Here is a 25,061-nt window from a genome sequence, read left to right as displayed (position 1 = left end):
CGGTAAGACGCACAGCCGGGACACAGAAAGGACCGGGTAAGGCGAGCACAGGGAGTTCCCAGGAAGGCGGGAACAGGCAGATCCAGGTAAGAGCGGATGCCGGTACGCTCCCGGTAGCCCCGGCGCTCGGACCATCGCCGTCCGCTCCGTGTGAATCCGGTGAGTGCCGCCGCATCGGGGCCGCGCACCATGCGCACCCACGCTTACCCTACGAACTGTAGGGTCGGCGTCTTCCCGTCCCTCCCACCCAAGGTGACCAGTCACCATGCCCGCACAGCAGTCGACCGTGATCGACGCGCAGGTCCCCGGCCAACGCGGCAGCCGCCGCGAGTTCCAGTTGCCCGCGCCCAGCCCCCGGCTGCGCGCGGCGGCGGCCTCGGCCACCGTCTGGTACCTGCGACTGATCGCCGTCTTCAACATCATCGCGGTGCTGTCGGTGCCGTTCCGCAAAGAGGTGCAGGAACACAACGACGGCAAGATCTTCACCGCCCGCCATGTGCACGCCCACACGCACCACGCCGGCCAGTTCTTCACGCCGTACCTGGCCACCGCGGGTCTGGCCGCGGCCGCGGCGGCGATCTTCCTGGCGCTGGTGATGCGGCGCGGCAAGCGAGCCGCGTGGGTCGTCAACATGCTGATGGCCGGCCCCCTGTTCGTGCTGTACGTCCTCGCGCTGACCCAGCACCCGTTCAGCGGCCATGTCTTCAACTGGGTCTCCACCGCCCTCACCGGCCTCTTCGTGGTCGCGCTGCTGATCGGCCGCCGTGAGTTCAACGCCGTCGGCGACCCCTCCAACCCGAAGCTCGCGCTGGCGGCGGGCGTCGGCGGGATCCTGGCGGCCGGCGGTCTCGGCACGCTGCTCGTGCACGCCACCAACAAGGTGCCGGGCGGTGGCCCCCTGTACGAGGAGCTGGCCTACACCCTGCTGCGCGGCGTCAGCGTCGGCCCCTTCGCCGACCGGGTCGACTCCGTGCACGCGCCCCGCTGGGTCGACATCATCGTCAACGTCCTGCTGGCCGCCGCCTTCTGCCTGGTCCTGTACGCCTGCTTCCGCTCCCCGCGCGGGCGCCGGCTGCTCACCGACGAGGACGAGGAGAAGCTGCGCGCGCTGCTCGACAAGCACGGCGCCCGTGACTCCCTCGGCTACTTCGCGCTGCGCCGCGACAAGGCCGCCATCTTCTCGCCCACCGGGAAGGCGGCCGTCACCTACCGCGTCGTCGGCGCCGTCTCCCTCGCCTCCGGCGACCCGATCGGCGACCCCGAGGCCTGGCCCGGCGCCATCGACGCCTGGCTGTCGGAGGCCCGCCGGCACGCGTGGACCCCGGCCGTGATGGGCGCCAGCGAGGAGGCGGGCACGATCTACGCCCGCCACGGCCTGGACGCCCTCGAACTCGGCGACGAGGCGATCGTGGACATCGCGGACTTCACCCTGGAGGGCCGCGCCATGCGTGTCGTCCGCCAGGCCCACAACCGGGTCAAGCGGGCCGGCTACACGGTCCGGGTCCGCCGCCACGAGGACATCCCCGAAGACGAGATGAACCGGCTCGTCCAGCACGCCGACGACTGGCGCGACGGCGCCACCGAACGCGGCTTCTCCATGGCCCTCGGCCGGCTCGGCGACCCCGGGGACGGCCGCTGCGTGATGCTGGAGTGCCGCGACGCGAACGACGAACCGCGCGCCCTGCTCAGCTTCGTCCCCTGGGGCGAGCACGGCCTGTCCCTGGACCTGATGCGCCGCGACCGCGACAGCGAGAACGGCCTGATGGAGTACATGGTCGTGGAACTCCTGGTCCAGGCGAAGGAGTTGGGGATCCAGCGCGTCTCGCTGAACTTCGCGATGTTCCGCGCGGTCTTCGAGCGCGGCGCCCGCCTCGGTGCCGGTCCGGTCCTGCGCCTGTGGCGCTCGGTCCTCACCTTCTTCTCCCGCTGGTGGCAGATCGAGTCCCTGTACCGGGCCAACGCCAAGTACCGCCCGGTCTGGGAACCGCGGTTCCTGCTGTTCGCCAAGTCCAGCGACATCCCGCGCATCGGCCTGGCCTCGGCCCGGGCGGAAGGGTTCCTCGAACTGCCGGGTATGGGCGGGAAGTCGTAAGGAGCGGTCGGGCGGCGGCGGACCGGCGGCAGCGGCCGACGGTCCGCCGCTTGCGCCGGTCCTCAGCCGTTCACGCGATCCCGCCGCCCACGGTGAACCCGATGACCGAGCCGCCGCCCTCGCGCCGGAAGGCGAACGGCGCCCCGCCGTGCGCCATGGCCACCTCGCGGACGATGGACAGCCCGAGGCCCGAGCCCGGCAGGGAGCGGGCGTCGGCGGCCCGGTAGAAGCGGTCGAAGATGCGGATGAGGTCGCCCTCGGCGATGCCCGGCCCCCGGTCCAGCACCTCCACCCGTACCGTCCCCGAACGGGCCGGCCCGGTGATGTTGATCTCGATGGGCGACGTGCGGTCCCGGTCGAACTTGGCCGCGTTCTCCACCAGGTTGGACATGGCCCGCTGCAGCATCCCCGGCCGGCCGTCGGTGGTCGTGTCGCCGCTCGTGCGGAGCACGATCTCGCGCCCGGTACGGCGCTTGGCCACCCCCACCACCTCCTCGGCGATGTCGGCGAGGTCGACGCGCTGCGGCGGCTCGGTGTCGGACTGCCCGGCGGCCAGGTCGACCAACTCGTTGACCAGGTCGGTCAGTTCGCGGGCCTCCTGGCCGAGGTCGGCGACCAGGTCCTCACGGGTCTCGGGCGGGAGTTCGTCGATACGGCGCAGCAGCGAGATGTTCGTCCGCAGCGAGGTGAGCGGGGTGCGCAGCTCGTGCCCCGCGTCCTGGACCAGCCGGCGCTGGTCCTCCTCGGACTGCGCGAGCCGGCCCAGCATCCGGTCGAAGGCACGGCCCAGCCGGCCCACCTCGTCCAGCCCGGTGACCGGCACCTCGATACCCAGCCGGCGGGTGCGGGCCACGTCCTCGGCGGCGGAGGTGAGGATCACCAGGCGCCGGGTGATCCGGCGCGCCAGCCACCAGCCGAACAGACCGGCGGCCACCACGACCGCCGCCATCAGGATCAGCGTGCGCTGCTGAAGGGTGCGCAGCAGGTCCTCGGTGTCGCTGAACTCCTGGGCGATCTGCACCGCGCCCCGGCCGTCACCGAGCGAGATGGTGGCGATGCGGTACAGGTCGGAGTCCACCGGCACGTCCTTGTGCTGGACCACCTTCCCGGCGGTCTGCGCGAGAGCCATCGCCTTGTCCCGGGAGGTGACGGGCAGGCTCGGACTGCCGTGGTCCACTATCTGGCCCTGCGCGCCCAGCACCTGGACATCCGTGCGCGCCGGCCGGACCAGGTCATGCCCCGGCCGGGACGAGGAGAAGTCCTCCGGCACCATCTCGTGCTGCCGTACCTCGTCCCGTACGTCCTGCACGACCTGCGAGAACACCGACTGCTGGTCGACGCGGACCAGCCGGGCGGCGGAGCTGTACGACAGGATGCCGACGAGGATCGTGACCGCCGCGGTGACGGCCGCGAAGGAGACGACGAAGGTGGTGCGCAGGGAGACGAGCCCCGGCCGGCGCCCGGCCAGCGACCGCCTGAGCCGCTTGAGACGGCCCACTCAGTCCTCCCGCAGCACGTAACCCACGCCCCGCACGGTGTGGATCAGCTGCGGCGCGCCGGGCTCGTCGAGCTTGCGGCGCAGGTAGCCGACGTACACGGCGAGGTTCTTGGAGCCCGGACCGAAGTCGTAGCCCCAGATCCGGTCGTAGATGGTGGAGTGGTCGAGCACGATGCCGGCGTTGCGCACGAGGAGCTCCAGCAGCTCGAACTCGGTGCGGGTCAGCTCCAGCTCGCGCTTGCCGCGCCAGGCACGGCGGGCCTGGAGGTCCATACGGATGCCGGCGGCCTCGACCTGCCGGTCCGAGATCTGGACGTCGGCCCGCACGGAGTCGGTCCCGCCACCGCTGCCGTTCGCCCCGGCGGGCACCGGGAGGGTACGGCGCAGCAGCGCACGCAGCCGCGCGAACACCTCCTCCACGTCGAAGGGCTTGACGACGTAGTCGTCGGCGCCGGCGTCCAGGCCCGCGATGCGGTCGGCGGTCTCCACGAGGGCGGTGAGCATGAGGATCGGGGTGCGGTCGCCCTCGGCGCGCAGCACACGGCAGACCTGGAGGCCGTCGATGCCGGGCATCATCACGTCCAGCACGAGGACGTCCGGCGGCGTCTTGTGGGCCTGGGCCAGGGCTTCCACGCCGTCGGCGACCGCCGTCACCGCATACCCTTCCAGCGTCAGCGCACGCTCCAGGGCATGGCGGATGGCACGGTCGTCTTCGGCGAGCAGCACAGTCTGGGGCACACCCCCAGTTTGCCAAGGCCTCCGGCGGTTCGGTCGGGACGGGCGGGCCTACGATCACCCTTTTTACCGCTCTCTCACCGTCACAGTGGAACCCGGCCCCGCCCCTTTCCGTCCTCTCACCATCTCCGCCCCGCCCGCCAGGGCCGCCTCCCAGCCGGCCGAACCGGGTCGACGAGCGGGCGGAGAAACGGAAAAAACGGTCACCGCACCGCCGCCTCCGCGGCCGGCAGGGACCGGTGCGTGGGCGCCTCCGGCACCCCGGCCGGCCGCCCCTTGGCGAACTCCTCGCGCAGCACCGGTACGACCTCCTCGCCGAGCATGTCGATCTGCTCCAGCACGGTCTTCAGCGGCAGCCCCGCGTGGTCCATGAGGAACAGCTGGCGCTGGTAGTCACCGGCGTACTCACGGAACGCCAGCGTCTTCTCGATCACCTGCTGCGGCGAACCCACGGTCAGGGGGGTCTGCTCGGTGAAGTCCTCCAGCGAGGGCCCGTGGCCGTAGACCGGCGCGTTGTCGAAGTACGGCCGGAACTCACGCACCGCGTCCTGCGAGTTCCTGCGCATGAAGACCTGGCCGCCGAGCCCGACGATCGCCTGCTCGGGCGTGCCGTGCCCGTGGTGGGCGTACCGGGTCCGGTACAGCTCGACCATGCGCTTGGTGTGGTCGGCGGGCCAGAAGATGTTGTTGTGGAAGAAGCCGTCGCCGTAGAACGCGGCCAGTTCGGCGATCTCCGGCGAGCGGATGGAGCCGTGCCAGACGAACGGCGGTACGCCGTCCAGCGGGCGCGGGGTCGAGGTGAAGCCCTGCAGCGGCGTACGGAATTTGCCCTCCCAGTCCACGACGTCCTCGCGCCACAGGCGGTGCAGCAGGGCGTAGTTCTCGATGGCGAGGTTGATGCCCTGGCGGATGTCCTGGCCGAACCAGGGGTAGACGGGGCCGGTGTTGCCGCGGCCCGTCATCAGGTCGACGCGCCCGTCGGCCAGGTGCTGGAGCATCGCGAAGTCCTCCGCGATCTTCACCGGGTCGTTGGTGGTGATCAGGGTGGTGGACGTGGACAGGACGAGGTTCTCGGTCCGCGCCGCGATGTAGCCGAGCATGGTGGTCGGCGAGGACGGCACGAACGGCGGGTTGTGGTGCTCGCCGGTCGCGAAGACGTCCAGGCCGACCTCCTCGGCCTTCAGCGCGATGGCGACCATGGCCTTGATCCGCTCGGCCTCGGTCGGGGTGCGCCCCGTGGTGGGGTCCGGCGTGACATCGCCGACCGTGAATATCCCGAACTGCATGGCCGCTCACCCTCCAGATTGTTGACCGTTAAACTATAGCCCTCCAACGGTCACCCAACCTCGGGTATTCCACCCCCGGCGACACCCCCGCCGAGCCGGACCTCAGAAGGTGTACGCGTCCCCGGTGTCCAGCACGAGGACCTTCAGCCGGTCGTTCGACCGGTCCCTGTCCACCGCGCCGCCCGCCCACGCCGTGTCGACCTCCAGCGTGACCTCCGACGACCGCTCGCCCAGCCGCACCGGCACCCGCAGCAGCTCCCCCGCCGCGTCCACACCCACCGCGCCCGTCGCGCACAGGAGCGTGCGCTCGTCCTCCCGCACGCACCGGGCCGGCAACTGCTGCGCCGCGGCCAGCGGCACCGACCAGCGCAGCCGCACGGTCGCGTCCGGCACGGCGGCGGGGCCGCCGTTCCACGGGGTCAGCCGCAGATCGACCGCGCCCCCGTCCAGCTGCGCGACCCCGTGGAACGCCAGATCGGCCTCGGGAACAGGTTCCCGCCCGGGAGCGGCCACGGCACCCCCGCACGCCAGCACCACCCCGGCACACACGACCCCCGACACCGTCCCCGACACCACTGCCCGAGCCCGCATCCGCACGCCACTCACCTCGCACTCCGGCCGCCCTGGCTGTCGTAGGGATGTATGCCACCGCAGCCGCCGCCCAGGCGCCCTCCAACAGGTGACAAGCGGATGCCAAGCTGGGCGGCATGCCGATCCTCCGCTCCGCCGCCCTGTTCGTCGTCGCCGCACTCTTCGAGATCGGCGGCGCCTGGCTGATCTGGCAGGGCGTACGCGAACACCGCGGCTGGCTGTGGATGGCCGGCGGAGTCCTCTCCCTGGGCGCGTACGGCTTCGTCGCCACCTTCCAGCCCGACGCCCACTTCGGCCGCATCCTCGCCGCGTACGGCGGGATCTTCGTGGCCGGCTCGATCCTGTGGGGCATGGTCGCCGACGGCTACCGCCCCGACCGGTACGACCTCACGGGCGCCCTGATCTGCCTCGCCGGCATGGCCGTGATCATGTGGGCCCCACGAAACGGCGGCTGACCCTCACTTACGCTGGACGGAGCACCGCCACCCGACCCCCGAACGAGCACAGGAGCAGCCCATGGCCCCGGCCCCCGCGTCCCGCATCGCCGTCGTCACCGGTGCGAGCAGCGGCATCGGAGCCGCCACGGCCCGGCAGCTGGCCGAGGCGGGCTACCGCGTCGTCCTCACCGCGCGCCGCAAGGACCGCATCGAGGCACTCGCCGAGGAGCTGACGAAGGCCGGCCACTCCGCCACCGCGTACCCGCTGGACGTGACCGACCGCGCGGCCGTGGACGAGTTCGCGAGCGCTTTCACCTCGATCGCCGTCCTGGTCAACAACGCGGGCGGCGCCCTCGGCGCGGACCCGGTGGCCACCGGCGACCCGGAGCACTGGCGCACGATGTACGAGACGAACGTCATCGGCACCCTGCACGTCACCCAGGCCCTGCTCCCGAAGCTGGAGGCGAGCGGCGACGGCACGATCGTGGTGCTCTCCTCCACGGCCGGCCACGGCACCTACGAGGGCGGCGGGGGCTACGTCGCCGCCAAGCACGGCGAGCACGTCCTCGCCGAGACCCTCCGCCTGGAGATCGTCGGCCGCCCGGTCCGCGTCATCGAGGTCGCCCCCGGCATGGTCAGGACCGACGAGTTCGCCCTGACCCGCTTCGGCGGAGACACGGCGAAGGCCGCCAAGGTCTACGAAGGCGTCGCCGAACCCCTCACGGCCGACGACGTCGCCGACACGATCACCTGGGCGGTCACCCGCCCCAGCCACGTCAACATCGACCTCCTGGTCGTGCGCCCCCGCGCCCAGGCCTCCAACACGAAGGTCCACCGGGAGCTGTGATGCCGGACAACGCCGAGTCGCCCGAGCCCGCCGACGCCCTCGACTCCTTCGAGAAGTCCCTGGAACAACGCCGCCTGGCCCAGGAGAAGAAGGACGAACGCCGGGTCTGGTGGTTCCTCGGCTACTTCCTCTTCGGCATCCACATCGTGGCCTTCGTGATGATCTACGCGGTGCGGCACGGGAAGTGACCCGACCGGTGACCAACCGGACGAGGCCCCCGCCACCGGTCGGGGGCCTTTCGCGTCAGCCCTTCACGCAGACGAACTGCTTCAGCTTCGCCACGACTTCCACCAGGTCACTCTGCTGCTGCATGACCTGGTCGATGTTCTTGTAGGCACCCGGGATCTCGTCCACCACCCCGGAGTCCTTGCGGCACTCCACACCCCGGGTCTGCTCTTCCAGATCCCTGGTCGTGAAGTGACGCTTCGCCGCGTTCCGGCTCATACGCCGACCCGCCCCGTGGGAGGCCGAGTTGAAGGCCTTCTCGTTCCCGAGCCCCTTCACGATGTACGAGCTGGTGCCCATCGAGCCGGGAATGATCCCGAACTCACCGGAGCCGGCCCGGATCGCGCCCTTGCGGGTGACGAGCAGGTCCATGCCCTCGTACCGCTCCTCCGCCACGTAGTTGTGGTGGCAGGAGATCTCCGGCTCGAAGGTCGGCCTGGCCTTCTTGAACTCCTTGCGGATCACGTCCTTCAGGAGCGCCATCATCAGCGTGCGGTTGTACTTGGCGTACTCCTGCGCCCAGAACAGGTCGTTGCGGTAGTCCGCCATCTGCGGGGTGTCCGAGACGAAGACCGCGAGGTCCCGGTCGACCAGGCCCTGGTTGTGCGGGAGCTTCTGGGCCACGCCGATGTGGTGCTCGGCGAGTTCCTTGCCGATGTTCCGGGAACCGGAGTGCAGCGTGAGCCACACAACTCCCTCGGTATCGAACAAAAGCTCGATATAGTGGTTGCCCGCGCCGAGCGTCCCCATCTGCAAAGTCGCCCGCTGCCGACGGAACTTCACAGCATCGGCGACCCGGTCGAACCGCCCCCAGAAGTCATCCCACCCGGCGGTCGCCAGACCGTGGAAGTCCCCCGGCGCCACCGGATCCTCGTGCATCCCCCGCCCCACCGGGATCGCCTGCTCGATCTTCGACCGCAGGCGCGACAGGTCGCCCGGCAGGTCGTTCGCGGTCAGCGAGGTCCTGACCGCCGACATCCCGCAGCCGATGTCCACCCCGACCGCCGCCGGGCACACCGCTCCCCCCATCGCGATGACCGAGCCGACCGTCGCGCCCTTGCCGTAGTGCACGTCAGGCATCACGGCCAGGCCCTTGATCCACGGCAGGGTCGCCACGTTCTGGAGCTGGCGCAGGGCCACGTCCTCCACCGTCGCGGGGTCCGTCCACATCCGGATCGGGACCTTCGCGCCCGGTATCTCCACGTACGACATACGTTCCTCATTCCCCCGTTGGCGATAACAAAAGACTTAGAAGCGACAAAAACGATAAAGCGCAAAAGCGGCGCCATGGTCGCTGAAATGGGACAGGGGACCGGCGGGCGCGGCAGTGCGTGCGATACACATTGTCTCCAGGGGGCGCCCCGCTGCGGCAAGCGATTAACCAGCGGGGACACTGGAGCAGCAAGCGAGCGCACACCCATCCGAGAGGAGCCCGACCGTGCAGCGGAAGGCGTACGTACCCGGCGCAGCCGCCCTCCTCGCGGCCCTGCTGGCCGGCTGCACGAGCGGTTCCGGCGGCAGCGGCACGACGGACAACGCGAACCCCGGCGGCGCGGGCACGACGACGGTCGCGGCGCAGCCGGGCAAGTACCGCACGCTGCCCGAGCCGTGCGGCGCGGTCGGTCATGACAGCCTCGACGCGCTGCTGCCGGGCATCAGGCAGATCACCGATCCCGACCAGCGGGACAAGGCCTACCAGGGCGACGCGGAGCTGACCTACGACACCGATCGCAAGGTCGGCTGCCACTGGAAGGTGGACTCCGAGGACGCCACCGACCGGCTGTCGGTGGACTTCGAGCGCGTGGTGTCGTACGACAACGCGGTCAGCGACGACGACCAGGCGAAGAAGCTGTTCGGGGACAAGGAGTCGGCCGCCGACCTGCCGGCGCCGAGCACGTCCCCGTCGGCCGGCGCTTCCCCCTCCGGCTCCCCCTCGCCGTCCGGCTCTGCCTCCGGCACCCCCTCCGGCTCCCCCTCGGGCTCCCCCTCGGGTTCGCCGTCCGGCTCGGCGTCCCCCTCCGGCACTCCGGCCGATCTCCAGCCGCGGGTGCTGACCGATCTCGGTGACGAGGCGTATCTGGACGACCAGCTCGCGTCGTCCGGCTCGACGGCTCAGCAGCGGACGGTGACTGTGGTGTTCCGCACGTCCAACGTCCTTGTCACGCTCGTGTACGAGGAGCAGCCGATGGCGACGGGGGCGGTCCCGGACAGCAAGGAAATGCAGGACAGGGCCCGTAATCTGGCCTCCAAGCTGGATGACACGCTGGGCGGCTGACGTCCCTGGGCGCCCGTTGTTCCCTCGCTCGCAAAGAACGTGAACGGAAACCGCACGGCTCCTTCACCGCGTACGGTGGCCCCGCAGGAACCCGCACGAACACCGAGCGTAGTGAAGGAACCATGCAGCGAGCAGCCCAGCGAGACGACCGTGCCCAGACAGTGAGGCGTGGCAAGCGCCTGAGCCGTGCGCTTGTCTGCGCGGCAGCCGTTCCCGCGGTGCTGATCACCGCCGCCTGTTCGTCGGGCTCGGGCGACGCGAAGAGCAAGGGCGGCGACAGCAGCGCCAAGCAGTCGGCGGGCGCGTCGGGTTCGTCGTCGTCGGCGAGCGCGTCCCCGACGGTGCAGGCGGCCGCGTACAAGAATCTTCCGGACCCGTGCGGCGTGTTGTCGAAGGGCACGCTGTCGGATCTGGTGCCGAAGGGCACGTCGGGCAAGAAGGGCGGTTCGGACGACACGTCGTCGCGTTCGTCCTGCTCGTGGAGCAGCCTGGACAACAACGGTGTGAAGGGCTCGCAGTTCCGCTGGCTGAACGTGTCGCTGCTGCGCTTCGACTCGGACACGACGCGCGGCACCGGTGAGGCGCAGGCGCACACGTACTTCGCGCAGCAGGTGAAGGACGCGGAGGCGGTGGACAGCGCGAAGAACACCAAGGAGGTGCCGCTGTCCGGCACGGGTTCGGAGGCGACGGCGGTGCGCTACGACCTGCAGAAGAAGGAAGGCCTCTTCAAGCAGCAGACGGTGGTGGCCCGGGTCGAGAACGTGGTGATCACGCTCGACTACAACGGCGCCGGTCTCGCGGGCGACCAGACCCCGAACGCGGACGACCTGACGCAGTCGGCGACGAAGGCGGTCAAGGAGGTGGTCGCGTCGGTCACGAAGGCCAACGGCGGCTCCGCGTCGTCCGGTTCGTCGTCCTCGTCCTCGGCCTCGCCGTCCGCGTCGCCCTCTTCGAGCGCGTCCTCGTCCAAGTCGGCGGACAAGAAGGGCTGATCACTGGCCCGTTTCGTCCGTTTTCCCCGGCCTGTGGCCGCCGGCCGGGGAGCGGCGGATCTCCCGACCGGTGCCACGTTCTCCGTACGCGTGTGCCACCCTGTTGCGCGCAACAACAGGCAAGGGGAGGGGAGTACGAGTGGCCGCGCCACCGCAGCTGACTCGATTGCACCGGATACTCATCGGCGTGGTGGTGTCCGGCGCCCTGATCATCGCCGGCATCGGTTTCGCCGGCTCGTACGCGGCGGTCCGTGAGCTGGCCATCAAGAAGGGCTTCGGGAACTTCTCCTACGTGTTCCCGGTCGGCATCGACGCGGGTATCTGTGTCCTGCTGGCCCTGGACCTGCTGCTGACCTGGATACGCATCCCCTTCCCGCTGCTGCGGCAGACGGCGTGGCTGCTGACGGCGGCGACGATCGCGTTCAACGGCGCGGCCGCCTGGCCGGACCCGCTGGGCGTGGGCATGCACGCGGTGATCCCGATCCTGTTCGTGGTCGCCGTCGAGGCGGCCCGGCACGCGGTCGGCCGGATCGCGGACATCACGGCCGACAAGCACATGGAGGGCGTCCGCATCACGCGCTGGCTGCTCTCGCCGGTGCCGACGTTCCTCCTGTGGCGCCGTATGAAGCTGTGGGAGCTGCGCTCCTACGACCAGGTGATCAAGCTGGAGCAGGAGCGTCTCGTCTACCAGGCCCGCCTCCACTCCCGCTTCGGCCGCGGGTGGCGCAGGAAGGCTCCGGTGGAGTCGCTGATGCCGCTGCGGCTGGCGCGGTACGGCGTGCCGCTGACGGAGACGGCTCCGGCGGGCCTGGCGGCGGCGGGTATCGAGCCGGTGCTGCTGCCTCCGGTGCCGCAGCAGCCGCAGTTGCCGGCGGCCGGGCCGGTCGCGGCCGCCGCCGACGCCGCACCGGCCGTGGCCGGAGCCGTGCCCGTTCCGCAGCAGGCGGCGCCTGCGGGCGACCAGCGCCAGGGACCCCCCGTGGACGACCAGAGCCCGTGGTTCCAGGCCCAGCAGCAGGCCGAGTACCACGGCGGCTACGACCCCGCCTTCACGCCGCCCCCGGAGCCGCAGTACGTGCCGGAGGAGGAGTACGGCGAGTGGTACGAGGAGCAGCAGCCGGAGGACTTCCAGCAGCCCTCCCCGGAGGAGACCGGCAGCTTCCCCATCCCGGTGAGCCCCGGCCGCACCCGTGAGCTGGGCGAGGGCGGCGGCACCCCGGAGCCGCAGCCGACGGAGGAGGACTTCTACCTGGTCTTCCGCAAGTCCATAGACGGCAGTTACCCGACCGGCGCGCAGTTCAAGGACGACGTGGAGGCGACGTTCGGCATCACGCTCGCGGCGAACGACGCCAACCGGATGGTCAATCGCTTCACCAACCGCCACACCGCGGAACTGGAAGAGGACCACATCGCTTAACCGGCATCGGAACCCGGCATCAAAACCGGCATCGGAACCCGGCATCGAAAAGGGGCCCTCCTAGAAGAGGGCCCCTTTTCCTTACCTGTTTACTGATCCGGCCTTACGTGCCGGGTTCCTACGCGCCGAGCAGGCGCCGCACCCGCTCCTGTCCCACCGCGAGCAGCAGCGTGGGCAGGCGCGGGCCGGTGTCGCGGCCGACGAGCAGGTGGTAGAGCAGGGCGAAGAAGGTCCGCTGGGCGGTCTTGATCTCCGGCGGCAGTTCCTTCGGCGTGGCGTCGGCGGAGAAGCCGGCCTGCACCTTCGGGACGCCGTAGACGAGGTGGGTCAGCCCGTCCAGGGACCAGTGCTCGGCGAGGCCGTCGAGCAGCAGCCGTACGGACTGCTGGGAGGCCTCGTCGAGGGACTTCAGCAGCTCGGTGTCGGGCTCGTCCCGGACGATGGTGCGCTGGTCGGCGGGGACGTGCGTGTTGATCCAGGACTCGGCCTTGTCGTAGCGCGGCCGGGCCTCGTCGAGGGTGGCCAGCGGCTGCTCCGGGTCCAGCTCGGAGAGGATGCGCAGGGCCTGGTCCTCGTGTCCGGCGGTGATGTCGGCGACGGAGGCGAGCGTGCGGTACGGCAGCGGGCGCGTGGTCTTCGGCAGCTCACCGGCCGCGGTGCCGACGGCCCGGGTGTACGCGGCGACGTCGGCCGGCAGCGCGGAGCCGTCCGCCACCTTCCCGGCCAGCTTGTCCCACTCGTCGTAGAGCCGCTGGATCTCCTGGTCGAAGGCGATCTTGAAGGACTGGTTGGGCCTGCGGCGGGCGTAGAGCCAGCGCAGGATCTGCGGCTCCATGATCTTCAGCGCGTCGGCGGGCGTGGGCACGCCGCCCCGCGAGGACGACATCTTCGCCATGCCGCTGATGCCGACGAACGCGTACATCGGGCCGATGGGCTGCTTGCCGCCGAAGATCCCGACGATCTGGCCGCCGACCTGGAACGACGACCCCGGGGACGAGTGGTCGACACCGCTCGGCTCGAAGATCACGCCCTCGTACGCCCAGCGCATCGGCCAGTCGACCTTCCAGACCAGCTTGCCGCGGTTGAACTCGCTCAGCCGGACGGTCTCGGTGAAGCCGCAGGCGGTGCAGGTGTAGGCCAGCTCGGTGGTCTCGTCGTCGTACGACGTGACCGTCGTCAGGTCCTTCTCGCAGTTGCCGCAGTACGGCTTGTACGGGAAGTACCCGGCGGAGCCGGACGAGCCGTCGTCCTCGCTCGCCGCGCCCGAGCCCTCCTCGGCCTCCAGCTCGGCCTCGTCCACGGCCTTCTGCTGGGGCTTCTTGCCGGTCTTCGGCTTGGTGCGGTACTGGGCGAGGACCGCGTCGATGTCGGCGCGGTGCTTCATGGCGTGCAGGATCTGCTCGCGGTAGACACCGGAGGTGTACTGCGCGGTCTGGCTGATGCCGTCGAACTCGACGCCCAGCTCGGCGAGCGAGGCGGTCATCGCGGCCTTGAAGTGCTCGGCCCAGTCCGGGTACGACGAGCCCTTGGGCGCCGGGACCGAGGTCAGCGGCTTGCCGATGTGCTCGGCCCAGGAGTCGTCGACGCCCGCGATGCCGGCCGGGACCTTGCGGTAGCGGTCGAAGTCGTCCCAGGAGATCAGGTGCCGGACCTGGTACCCGCGGCGGCGGATCTCGTCCGCGACCAGGTGCGGGGTCATCACCTCACGGAGATTGCCCAGGTGGATCGGGCCGGAGGGGGAGAGACCGGACGCGACGACCACGGGTTTGCCGGGGGCCCGGCGCTCCGACTCCTCGATGACGTCATCCGCGAAACGGGAGACCCAGTCGGCGGTCTCGGTGCTCTGAGCCACGATCGGCACGTCCTTCTTTCTGGAACGGGGAGGCACTCCATCTGATCGGGGTGACACCTCATTCTCACAGACCGGATCGCGCCCGCGAAAACCCCTTTACCCTCCGTGGGATACTGGCTGGGAGTATCCATCCCCACGAGGAGAACGGCACCCATTCCTATGGCCTCGGTCACGTCCCTCAGCGATTCCGTCCAGCAGCACCTCGCGTCCGCCCTCTCGGCCACCCTGCCGGAGGCCGCCGGAGCGGACCCGCTGCTGCGACGTAGCGACCGGGCCGACTTCCAGGCCAACGGGATCCTGGCCCTGGCCAAGAAGGCGAAGGCGAACCCGCGGGAGCTGGCGACGACGGTCGTCGCCCAGGTGGTGACCGGCGACGAGCTGATCAAGGACGTCGAGGTCTCGGGCCCCGGCTTCCTGAACCTCACGATCGCGGACCGCGCGATCACCGCGAACCTGGCCGCGCGGTACGCGGACGACACGGGCCGCCTCGGCGTGCCCCTCGCCGCGCACCCGGGCACGACGGTGATCGACTACGCGCAGCCGAACGTGGCGAAGGAGATGCACGTCGGCCATCTGCGCTCCGCGGTGATCGGCGACGCCCTGCGCGCCATGCTGGACTTCACCGGCGAGAAGACGATCGGCCGGCACCACATCGGCGACTGGGGCACCCAGTTCGGCATGCTCATCCAGTACCTGTTCGAGAACCCCGGCGAGCTGGCCCCCGCGGCCGACGTCGACGGCGAGCAGGCCATGTCGAACCTGAACCGGGTGTACAAGGCCTCGCGCGCGGTCTTCGACGCGGACGAGGAGTTCAAGGAGCGGGCGCGCAGGCGGGTCGTCGCCCTGCAGTCCGGCGACAAGGAGACGCTGGAGCTGTGGCAGCAGTTCGTGGACGAGTCGAAGGTCTACTTCTACTCGGTCTTCGAGAAGCTGGACATGGAGATCCGTGACGAGGAGATCGTCGGCGAGTCCGCGTACAACGACATGATGGCCGAGACGGCGCGGCTCCTTGAGGAGTCGGGTGTCGCGGTCCGCTCGGAGGGCGCGCTCGTCGTCTTCTTCGACGACATCCGCGGCAAGGACGACCAGCCGGTGCCGCTGATCGTGCAGAAGGCGGACGGCGGCTTCGGGTACGCGGCCTCCGACCTCTCGGCGATCCGCAACCGCGTCTTCGACCTGCGGGCGAGCACCCTCCTCTACGTGGTCGACGTGCGGCAGTCGCTGCACTTCCGCATGGTCTTCGAGGCGGCCCGCCGCCAGGGCTGGCTGAACGACGACGTCACCGCGCACAACATGGGCTACGGCACGGTGCTGGGCGCGGACGGCAAGCCGTTCAAGACGCGTGAGGGCGAGACCGTACGGCTGGAGGACCTGCTCGACGAGGCGGTGCAGCGGGCCGCCGAGGTGGTGCGGGAGAAGGCTCAGGACCTCACCGAGGACGAGATCCAGGAGCGGGCCGCCCAGGTCGGCATCGGCGCCGTGAAGTACGCGGACCTGTCGACGTCGCCGAGCCGGGACTACAAGTTCGACCTGGACCAGATGGTCTCGCTGAACGGCGACACCTCCGTCTACCTCCAGTACGCGTACGCCCGTATCCAGTCGATCCTGCGCAAGGCGGGAGAGGTACGCCCCGCCGCCCACGCGGAGCTGGAACTGCACGCGGCGGAGCGGGCGTTGGGCCTGCACCTGGACGCGTTCGGCGACACGGTCTTCGAGGCGGCGGCGGAGTACGCCCCGCACAAGCTGGCGGCGTACCTCTACCAGCTGGCGTCCCTGTTCACGTCGTTCTACGACAAGTGCCCGGTGATCAAGCCGCAGCCGCCGCAGGACGTGGCGGAGAACCGCCTCTTCCTCTGCGACCTGACGGCCCGCACCCTGCACCGGGGAATGGCCCTGCTGGGCATCAGGACGCCGGAGAAGCTCTGACCCGTACGGGCACGCGTGATCGGACGCGGCTGTCCGGAAAGCCGTGACAGCGGCTATCCGGAAGCCGTGTCCCCCGCCTGCGCGTTCTCCTCGGCCAGTTCCCGTGCCCGCCGCGCCAGAGCCTCCCGGACCGACTCCGGCGCGAGGACCCGCAGCGGCGTTCCCAGGCCCAGCAGATAGCGGGCGAGGCCGTCCGGGTCCGGGCCGCCGATCTCGACGGTCGTGGCGTCGGGGCCGTCGGGGTGGTGGGTGCCGATCGTGGCGGGGACGAGCCGTAGCGCCTTGCGCAGCGGGAGCGGGAGGCGGATGGTCGCCGTCAGCGGGTAGGGGCCGGTGGCGATGTTGCGGGAGACCAGGCGGGCCGGGTCGGGCGCGTCGGTGAGGTCGGCCGGCCGGCCGGTGGGCTGGAGGCGGTCGACCCGGTCGGCGCGGAAGGTGCGCCACTGGTCCCGGGCGACGTCCCGCGCGACGAAATACCAGAGCCGGCCGGTGTGGACCAGGCGGTAGGGATCGATCTCCCGGACGGTCGACCGGCCCTCCCCGTCCGTGTACGACAGCCGGGCGCGCTCGCCGCGCCGGCACGCCGCCGCAAGCTCCAGCAGCAGGCCGGGGCGGAGCGGGGGCGCGTCGGTGCCCGGCAGGCGTACGAAGGCGTCGTCCAGGTCGCCGAGGCGGTCCGCGACCCTGCGCGGCAGCACCTGGCGCAGCTTCAGCATGGCGGACAGGGCCGCCTGGTCGCCGCCCAGCGCGGCCTCGCCCAGCCCCACCGCCACGGCCAGCGCCTCCTCGTCGTCGAGGATCAGCGGGGGCACGTGGGACCCGGCGCGCAGGCGGTACCCGCCCCACGGACCGGCCTCGGAGTCCACCGTGTAGCCGAGTTCCCGGAGCCGCGCCACGTCCCGGCGGACCGTGCGGTCGGTGACCTCCATGCGCTCGGCCAGTTCGGCGCACGTCCAGGACGGGCGGGAGGAGAGGAGCGACAGCAGCCGCAGCAGGCGGGCGGACGCGGCGATCACGGTCGAAGTCTCGCACACGGTCGTACACAACCAGGACCGGAACTGTCCTGGTCATGTCCTAGCGTCTCCCCCATGAGCACAGACACCACTCCCGCACCCGCGTTCCGCTACGCCGCCGTCACCTTCGACTGCGCCGACCCGGCCGAACTCGCCCGCTTCTACGGTGAGTTGCTCGACTACCCGACCCTGTTCTCCACCGACGACTTCTTCTTCCTCGGCAAGGAGGGCGCGTCCGGTCTCGGCTTCACGCGCATCGCCGACTACCGCCCGCCGACCTGGCCGGACCCGGCGCAGGGGAAGCAGGCGCACATCGAGCTGGGCGTGGACGATCTGGACCTCGCCGAGAAGCACGTGCTCGAACTGGGCGCCACGAAGCCGGAGTTCCAGCCGCAGCCGGAGCGGTGGCGGGTGCTGCTGGACCCGGCGGGGCATCCGTTCTGCATCACGACCCTCGTCTGACGGAACCGTACGGCGGGGGCGCGTGGCGGAGCGTTCCGCCCGGGCCCCGCCGTCAGTGGACGGCCCCTCCCACCGGCCGTCCCCGCATCTCGTTCCCGCCGCCCTGGCCGGGGACCGGCCCCGGGTCGCGGGCCCGACGGCCGCCCCGCCGCCCCCGTGGCGTGCGCTGCGGCCACAGCAGGACGTACGCCGCCGAGCCGATGCAGAAGGCCAGCCGGATGAGGCCCTGGGTGGAGTCCGAGGGGATCACCAGGACGCTGCCGTAGAGCGCGATCAGGGCGATCCAGCTGACCCAGGGGACCAGGCGGCGCTGGCCGATCGAGTCCCAGATGAGCGTGCCCAGCAGGACCGAGGCGTTGTAGTACGTGTACACGCTCGGGTCCAGCATGATGCGGGCGTCGGCGGCGAGGAAGACGACCGCCGGCCAGCGGCCTCGGCGTACGGCCAGTGCGCCGAGGGCCAGGCCCAGGGCCATCTGGGCGGGGCGGTCCCACGGCGGTGTCGCGGGGTCGCTCACGCCGAACCAGCGCAGGGCGGACGCCGGCTGGTTGGGGATGGTGAAGCGGGCCGCCGCGAAGGTGTTCAGGTGGCTCAGGTAGAAGGGCAGCCAGGCCACCGCCACCAGGCCGAAGGCCCAGGCGGCCGAGCGCAGGCGGACCCCGCGGGGCAGGGCCAGCAGAAGCGGCAGGAAGCCCACCGCCCACGGTTTCGAGTCGACCGCCAGGGCCAGGAAGACACCCACCGCCGTCGCGTTTCCGCGTACCAGCGCGCGGACCGCGAGCGTCGTGAAGAACAGGGCCATGACGTCGTCGAGATGGGCGAAGCGGACCGAGACCTCCACCCACATCGGGATGAAGGCGGCACCGGCTATCAGGACGCGTTGTTGCAGGCGTTTGTGGTTGAGGCCCGTGCCCCGGTTGTAGTCGGCGGCGGCCCGGCCGATCAGGACCAGCATGTACAGGCCCAGGCCGGACATGAACGCGTCGGCGAGTTTCTCGCCGACGGCGAGGGGGAAGGGTGCGAAGAGCCCGGCGACCAGGAAGCTGACGGGGCCGATCTGGAGTTCGGGGTGGTTGGCGTAGAGGGCCAGCCCGCCGCCGGCCTTCTGGTTGAAGAGCAGTTGCTGGCCCGTTCTGAGGTAGTGCCAGGACACGGGCGCGTGGCGTTCGGCCACCAAGAACCAGACGATCGTCCACAAAGTGAGCAGGACGATGTGCCACCGCACCGGGTTATGCCCGAACCGCACGTTCCGCTTCCGTCCTTCCCGTCACCGCACCACCTGCTAAGAGGGGCTGCCGGAGCAGGTGGTTCATCGGGTCGGTCCGCCAACAGGATTGTCAGTGGGGCACCCTACAGTCACCCTCATGGCGACTCTTCCCAACCCTCTGCCCCAGCTGGCCCTCGACCCCAGCGGCCGTTCGCTGGGACTGCGGCTTCCTCCGGGCCGGCTGGTCGACGCGACCGACGAAGGCTCCTGGCACGAACCCCTGCTGTGGCAGGCGGAGAAGCCGGCCGCGCCCGGCACCTGGAAGGCCCTGGGCGCGCCCGGCGCCCGGGTCGGTCTGCTGCCCGTGCTCGTGGACCTGGGCGGCTCCGAGGCGGGCGGCCTGCAGAACTGGGGGCTGCTGCCCGGCGAGACCTCGTATCCGGGCGACCACGACGCCGAGGACGTCCTCGCGGAGTACTGGGAGGACTGGGCCGAGGAGGGCACGGACGGGCAGACCGAGCCGTTCGGGTCCGACTGGCCGGGGCTCGCGCCCGCCTCGACCCCGACCGCCGACCCGGACACACGCGCGGCCCAGGTGGCGGACTCGCTGACGAACAAGGCGCCCGAATGGTTCGAGGAGGCACATCTCGCCCTCGTCCCGGCCCGCCGCTCCGCCGACATACCGGCGGCGATCGGCTGGACCGGGCCGCAGTACCACGACGGTGACGTGGCCCGGCCGTGCGCGGTCCTGCGCTCGTGGGAGGACCGCTTCGGAATACGGGTGGTCGGGCTCGGCTTCGACGTCCTGGTCGTGTCCGTCGCGGCCCCGCCCGCCACGGTCGCCGACGCGGAGATCCTCGCCGCCGAGCACTTCGCCTTCTGCCCGGACCTCGCCGAGGGCGGCCCGGGCGGCCTGCGGGAGTACGCCAAGGGCCTGGTCGGCGGCCACACCTGGACCTTCTCCTGGGACTGACCCCGGCGTCCGGGGGGGGCGGGCGGGTCAGTTCGTCCCCGCCGCCGGTTTCCAGGCGTCGCCGCCGAGCGGAAAGGCGTACGCGGGCCGCCCGTTGTCGCCGCTGGTGCGGAACGGCCGGCCCTCGTCCCCGATCAGCAGCGTGCCGTGCCGGCCCCCGCTCGACCATGCCAGCTCCAGGTACCAGCTGACGTCGTACGCCGACGCGTCGGCCGTGACGTGGAGGACCTCGGGGTCCGTCCGGCTCACCTTGAACGGGAAGTCCTGGTGCCCGGACTCCGGTACGACCTGGGGGCGCAGGGCGTCGAGAGCGACCGTGAAGGCGCGCGTCGGCACGCCCCCGCCGCAGCCCACACCCGGATAGCCCATGGCGTAGTCGTTCCAGGCGAGCGGCGCCCGCCGGCCCGCCATGCGCACGGACAGCCCCTCCAGGACCACGGTGTTCCCGCCGGTGCCCTGCACGGTGAGCGTGACGAACTGCTCCCCCGCCGACACCGCCTTGTGCACGGCCACCCAGGCGGGCGCGTCCTGCTCCAGCGGCGGCGGGGAGACGTCGCTCGGCGCCCGGTCGATCAGATAGTGCTGGGAGCAGGGGCTCTCCCAGGAGTAGGGGTGGGTGGTGACCGCGAGGGGCGGGGCGGCGCTGTCCGCCCCGCCGGAGGAGCCGGAGGCGGAGTGCGAGGCGCTCGGACCGCCGGCGGACGAGGTGCCGGACGGGGAGGCGGGCGCCGCGCCGGAGGAACCGGTGGCGTGCGGGGCACCGGCCGTCGGCGTGTGCTGCCGTGCCGGGTCGGAGCCCGTGGCGGCCACGGCCCCCGGCCCGGCACCCCTGCCGTCCGCCTCCGCCCCGCCGGAGGGCAGGGTGAGGGCGAGCGCCGCCGTACCGAGCAGAGCCGTGACGGCGACGGCGGCGAGGAGGACGGTCCGGGTACGGCGGCGGGGCCGGGGGCCATCGGCCGGCACCGGCCCGGGGACGTCCGACACCGGCGGCACCAGCTCATGGAGCTCCTGGAGCTCCTGCACGGGCTCCGCCTCCGGCGCTGTCTCCTGGGCCGGCGCCGGTTCCCTCCGCCCCCGCCCCGCATCCGCCAGCACCCACCTGCGGTGCAGCTCCACCAGCTCCTGCGGCGTCGCCTTGCACAGGCGGGCGAGGCGCTCGACGGGGGCGTAGTCGGCCGGTACGGCGTCCCCGTTGCAGTAGCGGTGGAGCGTCGACGTACTCATGTGGAGCCGATTGGCGAGCGTTCCGTAACTGTGGCCTGAGCGGTTCTTCAACTCCCGCAGGAGCTCCGCGAAACCGCTCTCCGTACTGCCGTCCGCCACCCTCTCCCCCTCCCCCCTCGTCCCATCCCGGCGTTCCAGGCAGGGACTGTTTTCGCAGGTCAATGCCTGTGCCGGCGTTCCAGCGTCCCGGATCGGCCGTGATCTGTGGCCGCCGGGACGGGACCGCGCACAGGCTGTGACTCATCCAAACACGTCAACAGGCCCAGCCCGAAAGAGGACTTGCCATGCGTATGCGCCACATCCGTCTGCTCGCCGCCGCCGGCACCGCGGTGACCGCCCTCGCGCTCAGCGCGTGCGGTGCGGGCGGGACGGGGACGAAGGACGAGGGCGCCTCGCGGTCGGTGTCGCCGACGGCTGCGACGGCGACGGCGGCCGACAAGGCCCCGGGAAAGACGTCCGCCGGCACGCCCGCGACCCGCGCCCACACGCCGGCCGGCAAGGCGGGCGGCACGAGGACCGGCGGCAGCGGGACCGCGTCCGGAACCTCCGGCACCTCCGGCTCCTCGCCCGTGCTGTGCAACGGCGCGAACACCCGCGTCACCGCCCGGCCGATGAGCCGCCCCCTGAACCACATGCTGCTCACGGTGACGAACACGGGCCGCAGGACCTGCGAGCTGACGTACTACCCGATCGTGCGCTTCGACGAGATGCAGTGGGCGCCGCAGGCGGACAAGGACACCCAGCCGCAGGCGGTGACGACGCTGAAGCCGGGCGAGTCGGGGTACGCGAGCGTGCGGCTGTCGGCCGCCGACGGCAGCGGCGAGGGCGGGACGACCGCCCGCAAGCTGACGCTGAGGTTCCAGGGCATGACCCCGAACAGCGACGGCGGCGCCATCGCGACCCCGACCCTGCCGGCGAAGGGCGTCTACTACGACAGCTCGCTGACGGTGACGTACTGGCAGCAGAGCCTGGACGACATCGCCGCCTGGTAAGCCCGGCAAGGGGCTTGGGTCAGCGCAGCTTCCGCGCGGCCTCGGTCGCCCAGTAGGTGAGGATGTTCCGGGCGCCGGCCCGCTTGATGCCCGTCAGGGTCTCGACGATGGCCCGGTCCCGGTCCACCCAGCCCTTCTCGGCGGCGGCCTCGATCATCGCGTACTCGCCGGAGATCTGGTACGCGGCGACCGGCACGTCCACGGCGTCCGCGACCCGGGCCAGGATGTCGAGGTACGGCCCGGCCGGCTTGACCATGACCATGTCGGCGCCCTCGGCCAGGTCCAGCTCCAACTCCCGCAGCGACTCACGCCAGTTGGCGGGATCCTGCTGGTACGTCTTCCGGTCCCCGGTCAGCGAGGAGGCGACGGCCTCGCGGAAGGGGCCGTAGAAGGCGGACGAGTACTTGGCGGTGTAGGCGAGGACGGCGACGTCCTCCCGCCCGATCTGGTCGAGCGCGTCACGGATGACGCCGATCTGGCCGTCCATCATCCCGCTGGGGCCCACGACATGGGCTCCGGCGTCGGCCTGCACCTGGGCCATCTCGGCGTACCGCTCCAGGGTGGCGTCGTTGTCGACCCGCCCCTCGGCGTCCAGCACCCCGCAGTGCCCGTGGTCGGTGGTCTCGTCCAGGCACAGGTCGGACATGACGAGCAGATCGTCGCCGACCTCGGCCCGCACGTCGCGGATGGCGACCTGGAGGATCCCGTCGGGGTCCGTCCCCGCCGTCCCGAGGGCGTCCTTCTTCGACTCCTCCGGCACGCCGAACAGCATGATCCCGGAGATCCCGGCCTCCACGGCCTCCAGCGCGGCCTTCTTCAGGCTGTCGCGCGTGTGCTGCACGACCCCGGGCATGGTCGCGATGGGCACCGGCTCGCTGACGCCCTCGCGGACGAACGCCGGGAGGATGAAGTCGGCGGGGTGCAGGCGGGTCTCGGCGACCATCCGGCGCATGACGGGCGAGGTCCGCAGCCGCCGGGGACGCGTACCGGGAAAAGATCCGTACTTCGTCATGCCTTCTACGCTACGCCCGCCCGGATACCGCCTTTGCCAACACCGTGTCGGCCGCCAAGAGGCCCCAACCGGGGCATAGCGGCGCCCTGATACCAAGTTTTTGCGCTCCCCTGGACGTCCCTGGAACCGCACGCCTCCCCAGCGTTCTACGCGCGTGGTGTCATGCACGCGCCACCCCCTCCCGTGAGCTCACCCCAGGAGTCACGCATGCTGTGGAAGGTCCTCGGCCGGGCGGGCGTCGCCCTGGCCGCCGGCGCCGCCGTCGTCGCCACCGCCATCCCCGCGAACGCCGCGAGCTACTCCGCGTTCGCCTTCTCCCAGAGCGGCAGCCAGCCCGCCGTCTACGACTTCATCAACTCGGCCACCACCACGCTCGACATGACGCTGTACGAGCTGGAGGACACGACCGCCGTCAACGACCTCATAGCCCTGAAGAACAAAGGCGTGACGGTCCGCGTCATCCTCGACCGCCAGCACCAGAGCGCCAACGGCTCGGCGTACACGTCCCTGAAGAACGCGGGCATAGGCGTCGTCTGGTCCTCCTCCGCCTACGTCTACACCCACCAGAAGACGATCACGGTCGACGGCGTGAAGTCCCTGATCATGACGGGGAACCTGACGTCCCAGTACTACACGACCAGCCGGGACTACGGCGTCTTCACCGACGACACGAGGGACGTGGCGGCGATAGAGAAGGTCTTCGACGCCGACTACACGGCCACGTCGGTCACCCCCACCGACGGCGACCACCTCCTGTGGTCCCCCACGGACTCCCGCAGCCGCCTGGTGTCCTTCGTCAACTCCGCGACCAAGACCCTCGACGTGGAGGAGCTGGAGTTCAGCGACAGCACGGTGGTCAACGCGATCGTCGCCCGCGCCAAGGCCGGCGTGAAGGTCCGGGTCGTCCTGGAGACCCCCGCCAGCTACTCCGGCGAGGTCTCCGAGATCAAGGCGGCGGGCGGCACGGTGGTCGGCTACTCCGACCCCAACGGCTTCTACATCCACGCCAAGGCGATGGTCGCCGACTACGGCCTGTCCACCCAGGCGGTCGAGGCCGGCTCCATGAACATCAGCAGCAACTCCCTCAGCAACAACCGGGAGCTGGGCATCATCCTCACCGGCACGGGCGTGGCCCAGCCGGTGGCCCAGACGATCGAGACGACGTTCGCGAGCGACTACGCGGGCGGCACGGCGGCCTGACCGGAGAGGGGCGGGCGGGTGCCGGGCCGGCTCCCACCCGCCCCTCAGCGTCCGCCGAACCTCGCGAGCACGCGATCGGCGATCTCCCTGCGGTCGTTGGCGCGGAGCAGCCCGGAACGGAGCTGCTCCAGGCGGCGGACCACGCTGAGCGGAACCTGCTCCGCCTCCAGGTCGTCCACGCATCTGCCGACCGCCTGGAGCGCCCAGTACTGGTTGAAGGGCAGCGGCTCGCCGGCGGCCGCGTCCACCAGCGCGCCGAGCACCTCCGGCTCCGGCAGCGCGTACAGGCGCGCGTAGGCCGCCAGGCGCAGTCCGGCGTCCTGGGAGCCGAGCAGCGTACCGGCGTCGAAGTCACGCACCCGCTGGGTCACGCGCACCAGGCGGGCGAAGATCTGGTCCATCCGGTGGTTGCGCGCCGGACCGCTGCGCTGCTGCAGGCGTACGTTCACGTATTCGGCCGCCAGTTCCCGGACCGCGTCCCAGGCGGCGGTGTCGTCCACGGTCCCGCCCTCAGGGCCGTCACCGACGAGCGCCGCGTTCGCCGTCCGCTGGACGGCGTCGATCCTGCGCTCGATGTCCCGGAACTCGATCCTGCCGATGCCCGGCACCTCGATGCTGCGGAACAGGTCTCCGAGCCACGGCACGACCGCCACCGCGAGCAGCATCACCGTGACGCCGTCGATCCTGAGGCCGGGCGCCAGGACATGGAGTACAGCCGCTCCCACCCCGATGCACGTCAACACCACCGCGACGGCACGACGCCGTATCCAGGCCGTCCGCTCACGCCCCCGACCCCGATCCCCCT

Annotated in this window: 23 protein-coding genes; 12 read left to right on the top strand and 11 right to left on the bottom strand. The window is 71.1% G+C overall.

Features of this window, described 5'->3' with window-relative positions:
* Positions 1-265 precede the first annotated feature (265 nt).
* Complete coding sequence (locus tag AC4OXY_RS28560; protein WP_356035979.1) at positions 266-2,092, top strand: phosphatidylglycerol lysyltransferase domain-containing protein; 1,827 nt, start codon at positions 266-268, stop codon at positions 2,090-2,092.
* Positions 2,093-2,162: 70 nt separating this feature from the next.
* Here the strand turns inward: AC4OXY_RS28560 and AC4OXY_RS28555 are convergent, their stop codons facing one another.
* From AC4OXY_RS28555 to AC4OXY_RS28540, 4 genes are all read right to left on the bottom strand, one after another.
* Positions 2,163-3,590 (bottom strand): sensor histidine kinase, encoded by a 1,428-nt coding sequence (locus AC4OXY_RS28555; protein ID WP_362823354.1) that lies wholly within the window; start codon positions 3,588-3,590, stop codon positions 2,163-2,165.
* On the bottom strand, positions 3,591-4,328 hold the full coding sequence (locus AC4OXY_RS28550) for a response regulator transcription factor (RefSeq protein ID WP_356035975.1): 738 nt from the start codon (positions 4,326-4,328) through the stop codon (positions 3,591-3,593).
* Between the two features lie 200 nt (positions 4,329-4,528).
* On the bottom strand, positions 4,529-5,611 hold the full coding sequence (locus tag AC4OXY_RS28545; RefSeq protein ID WP_491991312.1) for an LLM class flavin-dependent oxidoreductase: 1,083 nt from the start codon (positions 5,609-5,611) through the stop codon (positions 4,529-4,531).
* A 102-nt stretch (positions 5,612-5,713) separates the two neighbouring features.
* A complete protein-coding gene (locus tag AC4OXY_RS28540) occupies positions 5,714-6,202 on the bottom strand; it encodes a hypothetical protein (protein ID WP_356035984.1) in 489 nt (162 codons plus the stop codon).
* Positions 6,203-6,318: 116 nt separating this feature from the next.
* Between AC4OXY_RS28540 and AC4OXY_RS28535 the strand changes: the two genes are divergently transcribed.
* The 3 genes from AC4OXY_RS28535 (at position 6,319) to AC4OXY_RS28525 (ending at position 7,674) form a co-directional block, all read left to right on the top strand.
* Positions 6,319-6,657 carry a YnfA family protein gene (locus AC4OXY_RS28535; RefSeq protein ID WP_071375560.1) on the top strand — a complete coding sequence of 113 codons (339 nt, stop codon included), beginning with the start codon at positions 6,319-6,321 and terminating at the stop codon, positions 6,655-6,657.
* 61 nt (positions 6,658-6,718) lie between these two features.
* On the top strand, positions 6,719-7,486 hold the full coding sequence (locus AC4OXY_RS28530; RefSeq protein WP_402070348.1) for an SDR family NAD(P)-dependent oxidoreductase: 768 nt from the start codon (positions 6,719-6,721) through the stop codon (positions 7,484-7,486).
* Positions 7,486-7,674 (top strand): hypothetical protein, encoded by a 189-nt coding sequence (locus AC4OXY_RS28525; protein ID WP_356035968.1) that lies wholly within the window; start codon positions 7,486-7,488, stop codon positions 7,672-7,674. Before AC4OXY_RS28530 ends, AC4OXY_RS28525 begins: the two co-directional genes overlap by 1 nt.
* A 55-nt stretch (positions 7,675-7,729) precedes the next feature.
* Here the strand turns inward: AC4OXY_RS28525 and AC4OXY_RS28520 are convergent, their stop codons facing one another.
* Positions 7,730-8,923 (bottom strand): RtcB family protein, encoded by a 1,194-nt coding sequence (locus tag AC4OXY_RS28520; RefSeq protein WP_356035966.1) that lies wholly within the window; start codon positions 8,921-8,923, stop codon positions 7,730-7,732.
* A 226-nt stretch (positions 8,924-9,149) separates the two neighbouring features.
* On the opposite strand from AC4OXY_RS28520, the gene AC4OXY_RS28515 reads away from it, so the two are divergent.
* From AC4OXY_RS28515 to AC4OXY_RS28505, 3 genes are all read left to right on the top strand, one after another.
* Positions 9,150-9,986: a DUF3558 domain-containing protein gene (locus AC4OXY_RS28515; RefSeq protein WP_491991311.1), complete on the top strand. Its 837-nt coding sequence runs from the start codon at positions 9,150-9,152 to the stop codon at positions 9,984-9,986.
* A 218-nt stretch (positions 9,987-10,204) separates the two neighbouring features.
* Positions 10,205-10,978, top strand: a complete 774-nt coding sequence (locus tag AC4OXY_RS28510) for a DUF3558 family protein (protein WP_491991310.1) — start codon at positions 10,205-10,207, stop codon at positions 10,976-10,978.
* A 139-nt stretch (positions 10,979-11,117) separates the two neighbouring features.
* Positions 11,118-12,395, top strand: a complete 1,278-nt coding sequence (locus tag AC4OXY_RS28505) for a DUF2637 domain-containing protein (protein WP_491991309.1) — start codon at positions 11,118-11,120, stop codon at positions 12,393-12,395.
* 118 nt (positions 12,396-12,513) lie between these two features.
* On the opposite strand, the gene lysS is transcribed toward AC4OXY_RS28505, so the two are convergent.
* A complete protein-coding gene (gene lysS / locus AC4OXY_RS28500; RefSeq protein ID WP_491991308.1) occupies positions 12,514-14,256 on the bottom strand; it encodes a lysine--tRNA ligase in 1,743 nt (580 codons plus the stop codon).
* 150 nt (positions 14,257-14,406) lie between these two features.
* On the opposite strand from lysS, the gene argS reads away from it, so the two are divergent.
* On the top strand, positions 14,407-16,173 hold the full coding sequence (gene argS, locus AC4OXY_RS28495) for an arginine--tRNA ligase (RefSeq protein ID WP_376295357.1): 1,767 nt from the start codon (positions 14,407-14,409) through the stop codon (positions 16,171-16,173).
* A gap of 53 nt (positions 16,174-16,226) precedes the next feature.
* Here the strand turns inward: argS and AC4OXY_RS28490 are convergent, their stop codons facing one another.
* Positions 16,227-17,189, bottom strand: coding sequence for a helix-turn-helix transcriptional regulator (locus AC4OXY_RS28490; RefSeq protein WP_376295356.1), 963 nt, complete (start codon positions 17,187-17,189; stop codon positions 16,227-16,229).
* A 72-nt stretch (positions 17,190-17,261) separates the two neighbouring features.
* Here AC4OXY_RS28490 and AC4OXY_RS28485 point away from each other — a divergent pair, with 72 nt between their 5' ends.
* The gene (locus tag AC4OXY_RS28485) at positions 17,262-17,648 is read left to right on the top strand and encodes a VOC family protein (RefSeq protein WP_491991307.1); all 387 of its coding nucleotides are present in this window, start codon (positions 17,262-17,264) and stop codon (positions 17,646-17,648) included.
* A 52-nt stretch (positions 17,649-17,700) separates the two neighbouring features.
* On the opposite strand, the gene AC4OXY_RS28480 is transcribed toward AC4OXY_RS28485, so the two are convergent.
* The gene (locus AC4OXY_RS28480; RefSeq protein ID WP_491991306.1) at positions 17,701-18,894 is read right to left on the bottom strand and encodes a hypothetical protein; all 1,194 of its coding nucleotides are present in this window, start codon (positions 18,892-18,894) and stop codon (positions 17,701-17,703) included.
* A gap of 118 nt (positions 18,895-19,012) precedes the next feature.
* On the opposite strand from AC4OXY_RS28480, the gene AC4OXY_RS28475 reads away from it, so the two are divergent.
* A complete protein-coding gene (locus AC4OXY_RS28475) occupies positions 19,013-19,828 on the top strand; it encodes a DUF4253 domain-containing protein (protein WP_491991305.1) in 816 nt (271 codons plus the stop codon).
* Between the two features lie 27 nt (positions 19,829-19,855).
* Here the strand turns inward: AC4OXY_RS28475 and AC4OXY_RS28470 are convergent, their stop codons facing one another.
* On the bottom strand, positions 19,856-21,151 hold the full coding sequence (locus AC4OXY_RS28470) for a helix-turn-helix domain-containing protein (protein ID WP_491991304.1): 1,296 nt from the start codon (positions 21,149-21,151) through the stop codon (positions 19,856-19,858).
* A gap of 191 nt (positions 21,152-21,342) precedes the next feature.
* Between AC4OXY_RS28470 and AC4OXY_RS28465 the strand changes: the two genes are divergently transcribed.
* A complete protein-coding gene (locus AC4OXY_RS28465; RefSeq protein WP_491991303.1) occupies positions 21,343-22,044 on the top strand; it encodes a DUF4232 domain-containing protein in 702 nt (233 codons plus the stop codon).
* Positions 22,045-22,063: 19 nt separating this feature from the next.
* On the opposite strand, the gene hemB is transcribed toward AC4OXY_RS28465, so the two are convergent.
* Positions 22,064-23,056, bottom strand: a complete 993-nt coding sequence (hemB, locus tag AC4OXY_RS28460) for a porphobilinogen synthase (RefSeq protein WP_356035933.1) — start codon at positions 23,054-23,056, stop codon at positions 22,064-22,066.
* Positions 23,057-23,263: 207 nt separating this feature from the next.
* On the opposite strand from hemB, the gene AC4OXY_RS28455 reads away from it, so the two are divergent.
* Positions 23,264-24,256 carry a phospholipase D-like domain-containing protein gene (locus tag AC4OXY_RS28455; RefSeq protein ID WP_356035930.1) on the top strand — a complete coding sequence of 331 codons (993 nt, stop codon included), beginning with the start codon at positions 23,264-23,266 and terminating at the stop codon, positions 24,254-24,256.
* Positions 24,257-24,300: 44 nt separating this feature from the next.
* On the opposite strand, the gene AC4OXY_RS28450 is transcribed toward AC4OXY_RS28455, so the two are convergent.
* The gene (locus AC4OXY_RS28450; RefSeq protein ID WP_491991302.1) at positions 24,301-24,981 is read right to left on the bottom strand and encodes a hypothetical protein; all 681 of its coding nucleotides are present in this window, start codon (positions 24,979-24,981) and stop codon (positions 24,301-24,303) included.
* Positions 24,982-25,061: the final 80 nt, after the last annotated feature.

The organism is Streptomyces sp. HUAS MG56 (assembly GCF_058673395.1).
The sequence above is the reverse complement of the archived record's forward strand: the minus strand, read 5'-3'. Positions and strand labels throughout refer to the sequence as shown.

Bases quoted from the DNA above. Each gene is read 5' to 3' on its own strand.
- AC4OXY_RS28560 (WP_356035979.1), top strand. From the start codon at position 266: ATGCCCGCACAGCAGTCGACCGTGATCGACGCGCAGGTCCCCGGCCAA.
- AC4OXY_RS28545 (WP_491991312.1), bottom strand. From the start codon at position 5,611: ATGCAGTTCGGGATATTCACGGTCGGCGATGTCACGCCGGACCCCACC.
- AC4OXY_RS28540 (WP_356035984.1), bottom strand. From the start codon at position 6,202: ATGCGGGCTCGGGCAGTGGTGTCGGGGACGGTGTCGGGGGTCGTGTGT.
- AC4OXY_RS28535 (WP_071375560.1), top strand. From the start codon at position 6,319: ATGCCGATCCTCCGCTCCGCCGCCCTGTTCGTCGTCGCCGCACTCTTC.
- AC4OXY_RS28530 (WP_402070348.1), top strand. From the start codon at position 6,719: ATGGCCCCGGCCCCCGCGTCCCGCATCGCCGTCGTCACCGGTGCGAGC.
- AC4OXY_RS28525 (WP_356035968.1), top strand. From the start codon at position 7,486: ATGCCGGACAACGCCGAGTCGCCCGAGCCCGCCGACGCCCTCGACTCC.
- AC4OXY_RS28520 (WP_356035966.1), bottom strand. From the start codon at position 8,923: ATGTCGTACGTGGAGATACCGGGCGCGAAGGTCCCGATCCGGATGTGG.
- argS (WP_376295357.1), top strand. From the start codon at position 14,407: ATGGCCTCGGTCACGTCCCTCAGCGATTCCGTCCAGCAGCACCTCGCG.
- AC4OXY_RS28485 (WP_491991307.1), top strand. From the start codon at position 17,262: ATGAGCACAGACACCACTCCCGCACCCGCGTTCCGCTACGCCGCCGTC.
- AC4OXY_RS28475 (WP_491991305.1), top strand. From the start codon at position 19,013: ATGGCGACTCTTCCCAACCCTCTGCCCCAGCTGGCCCTCGACCCCAGC.
- AC4OXY_RS28465 (WP_491991303.1), top strand. From the start codon at position 21,343: ATGCGCCACATCCGTCTGCTCGCCGCCGCCGGCACCGCGGTGACCGCC.
- hemB (WP_356035933.1), bottom strand. From the start codon at position 23,056: ATGACGAAGTACGGATCTTTTCCCGGTACGCGTCCCCGGCGGCTGCGG.
- AC4OXY_RS28455 (WP_356035930.1), top strand. From the start codon at position 23,264: ATGCTGTGGAAGGTCCTCGGCCGGGCGGGCGTCGCCCTGGCCGCCGGC.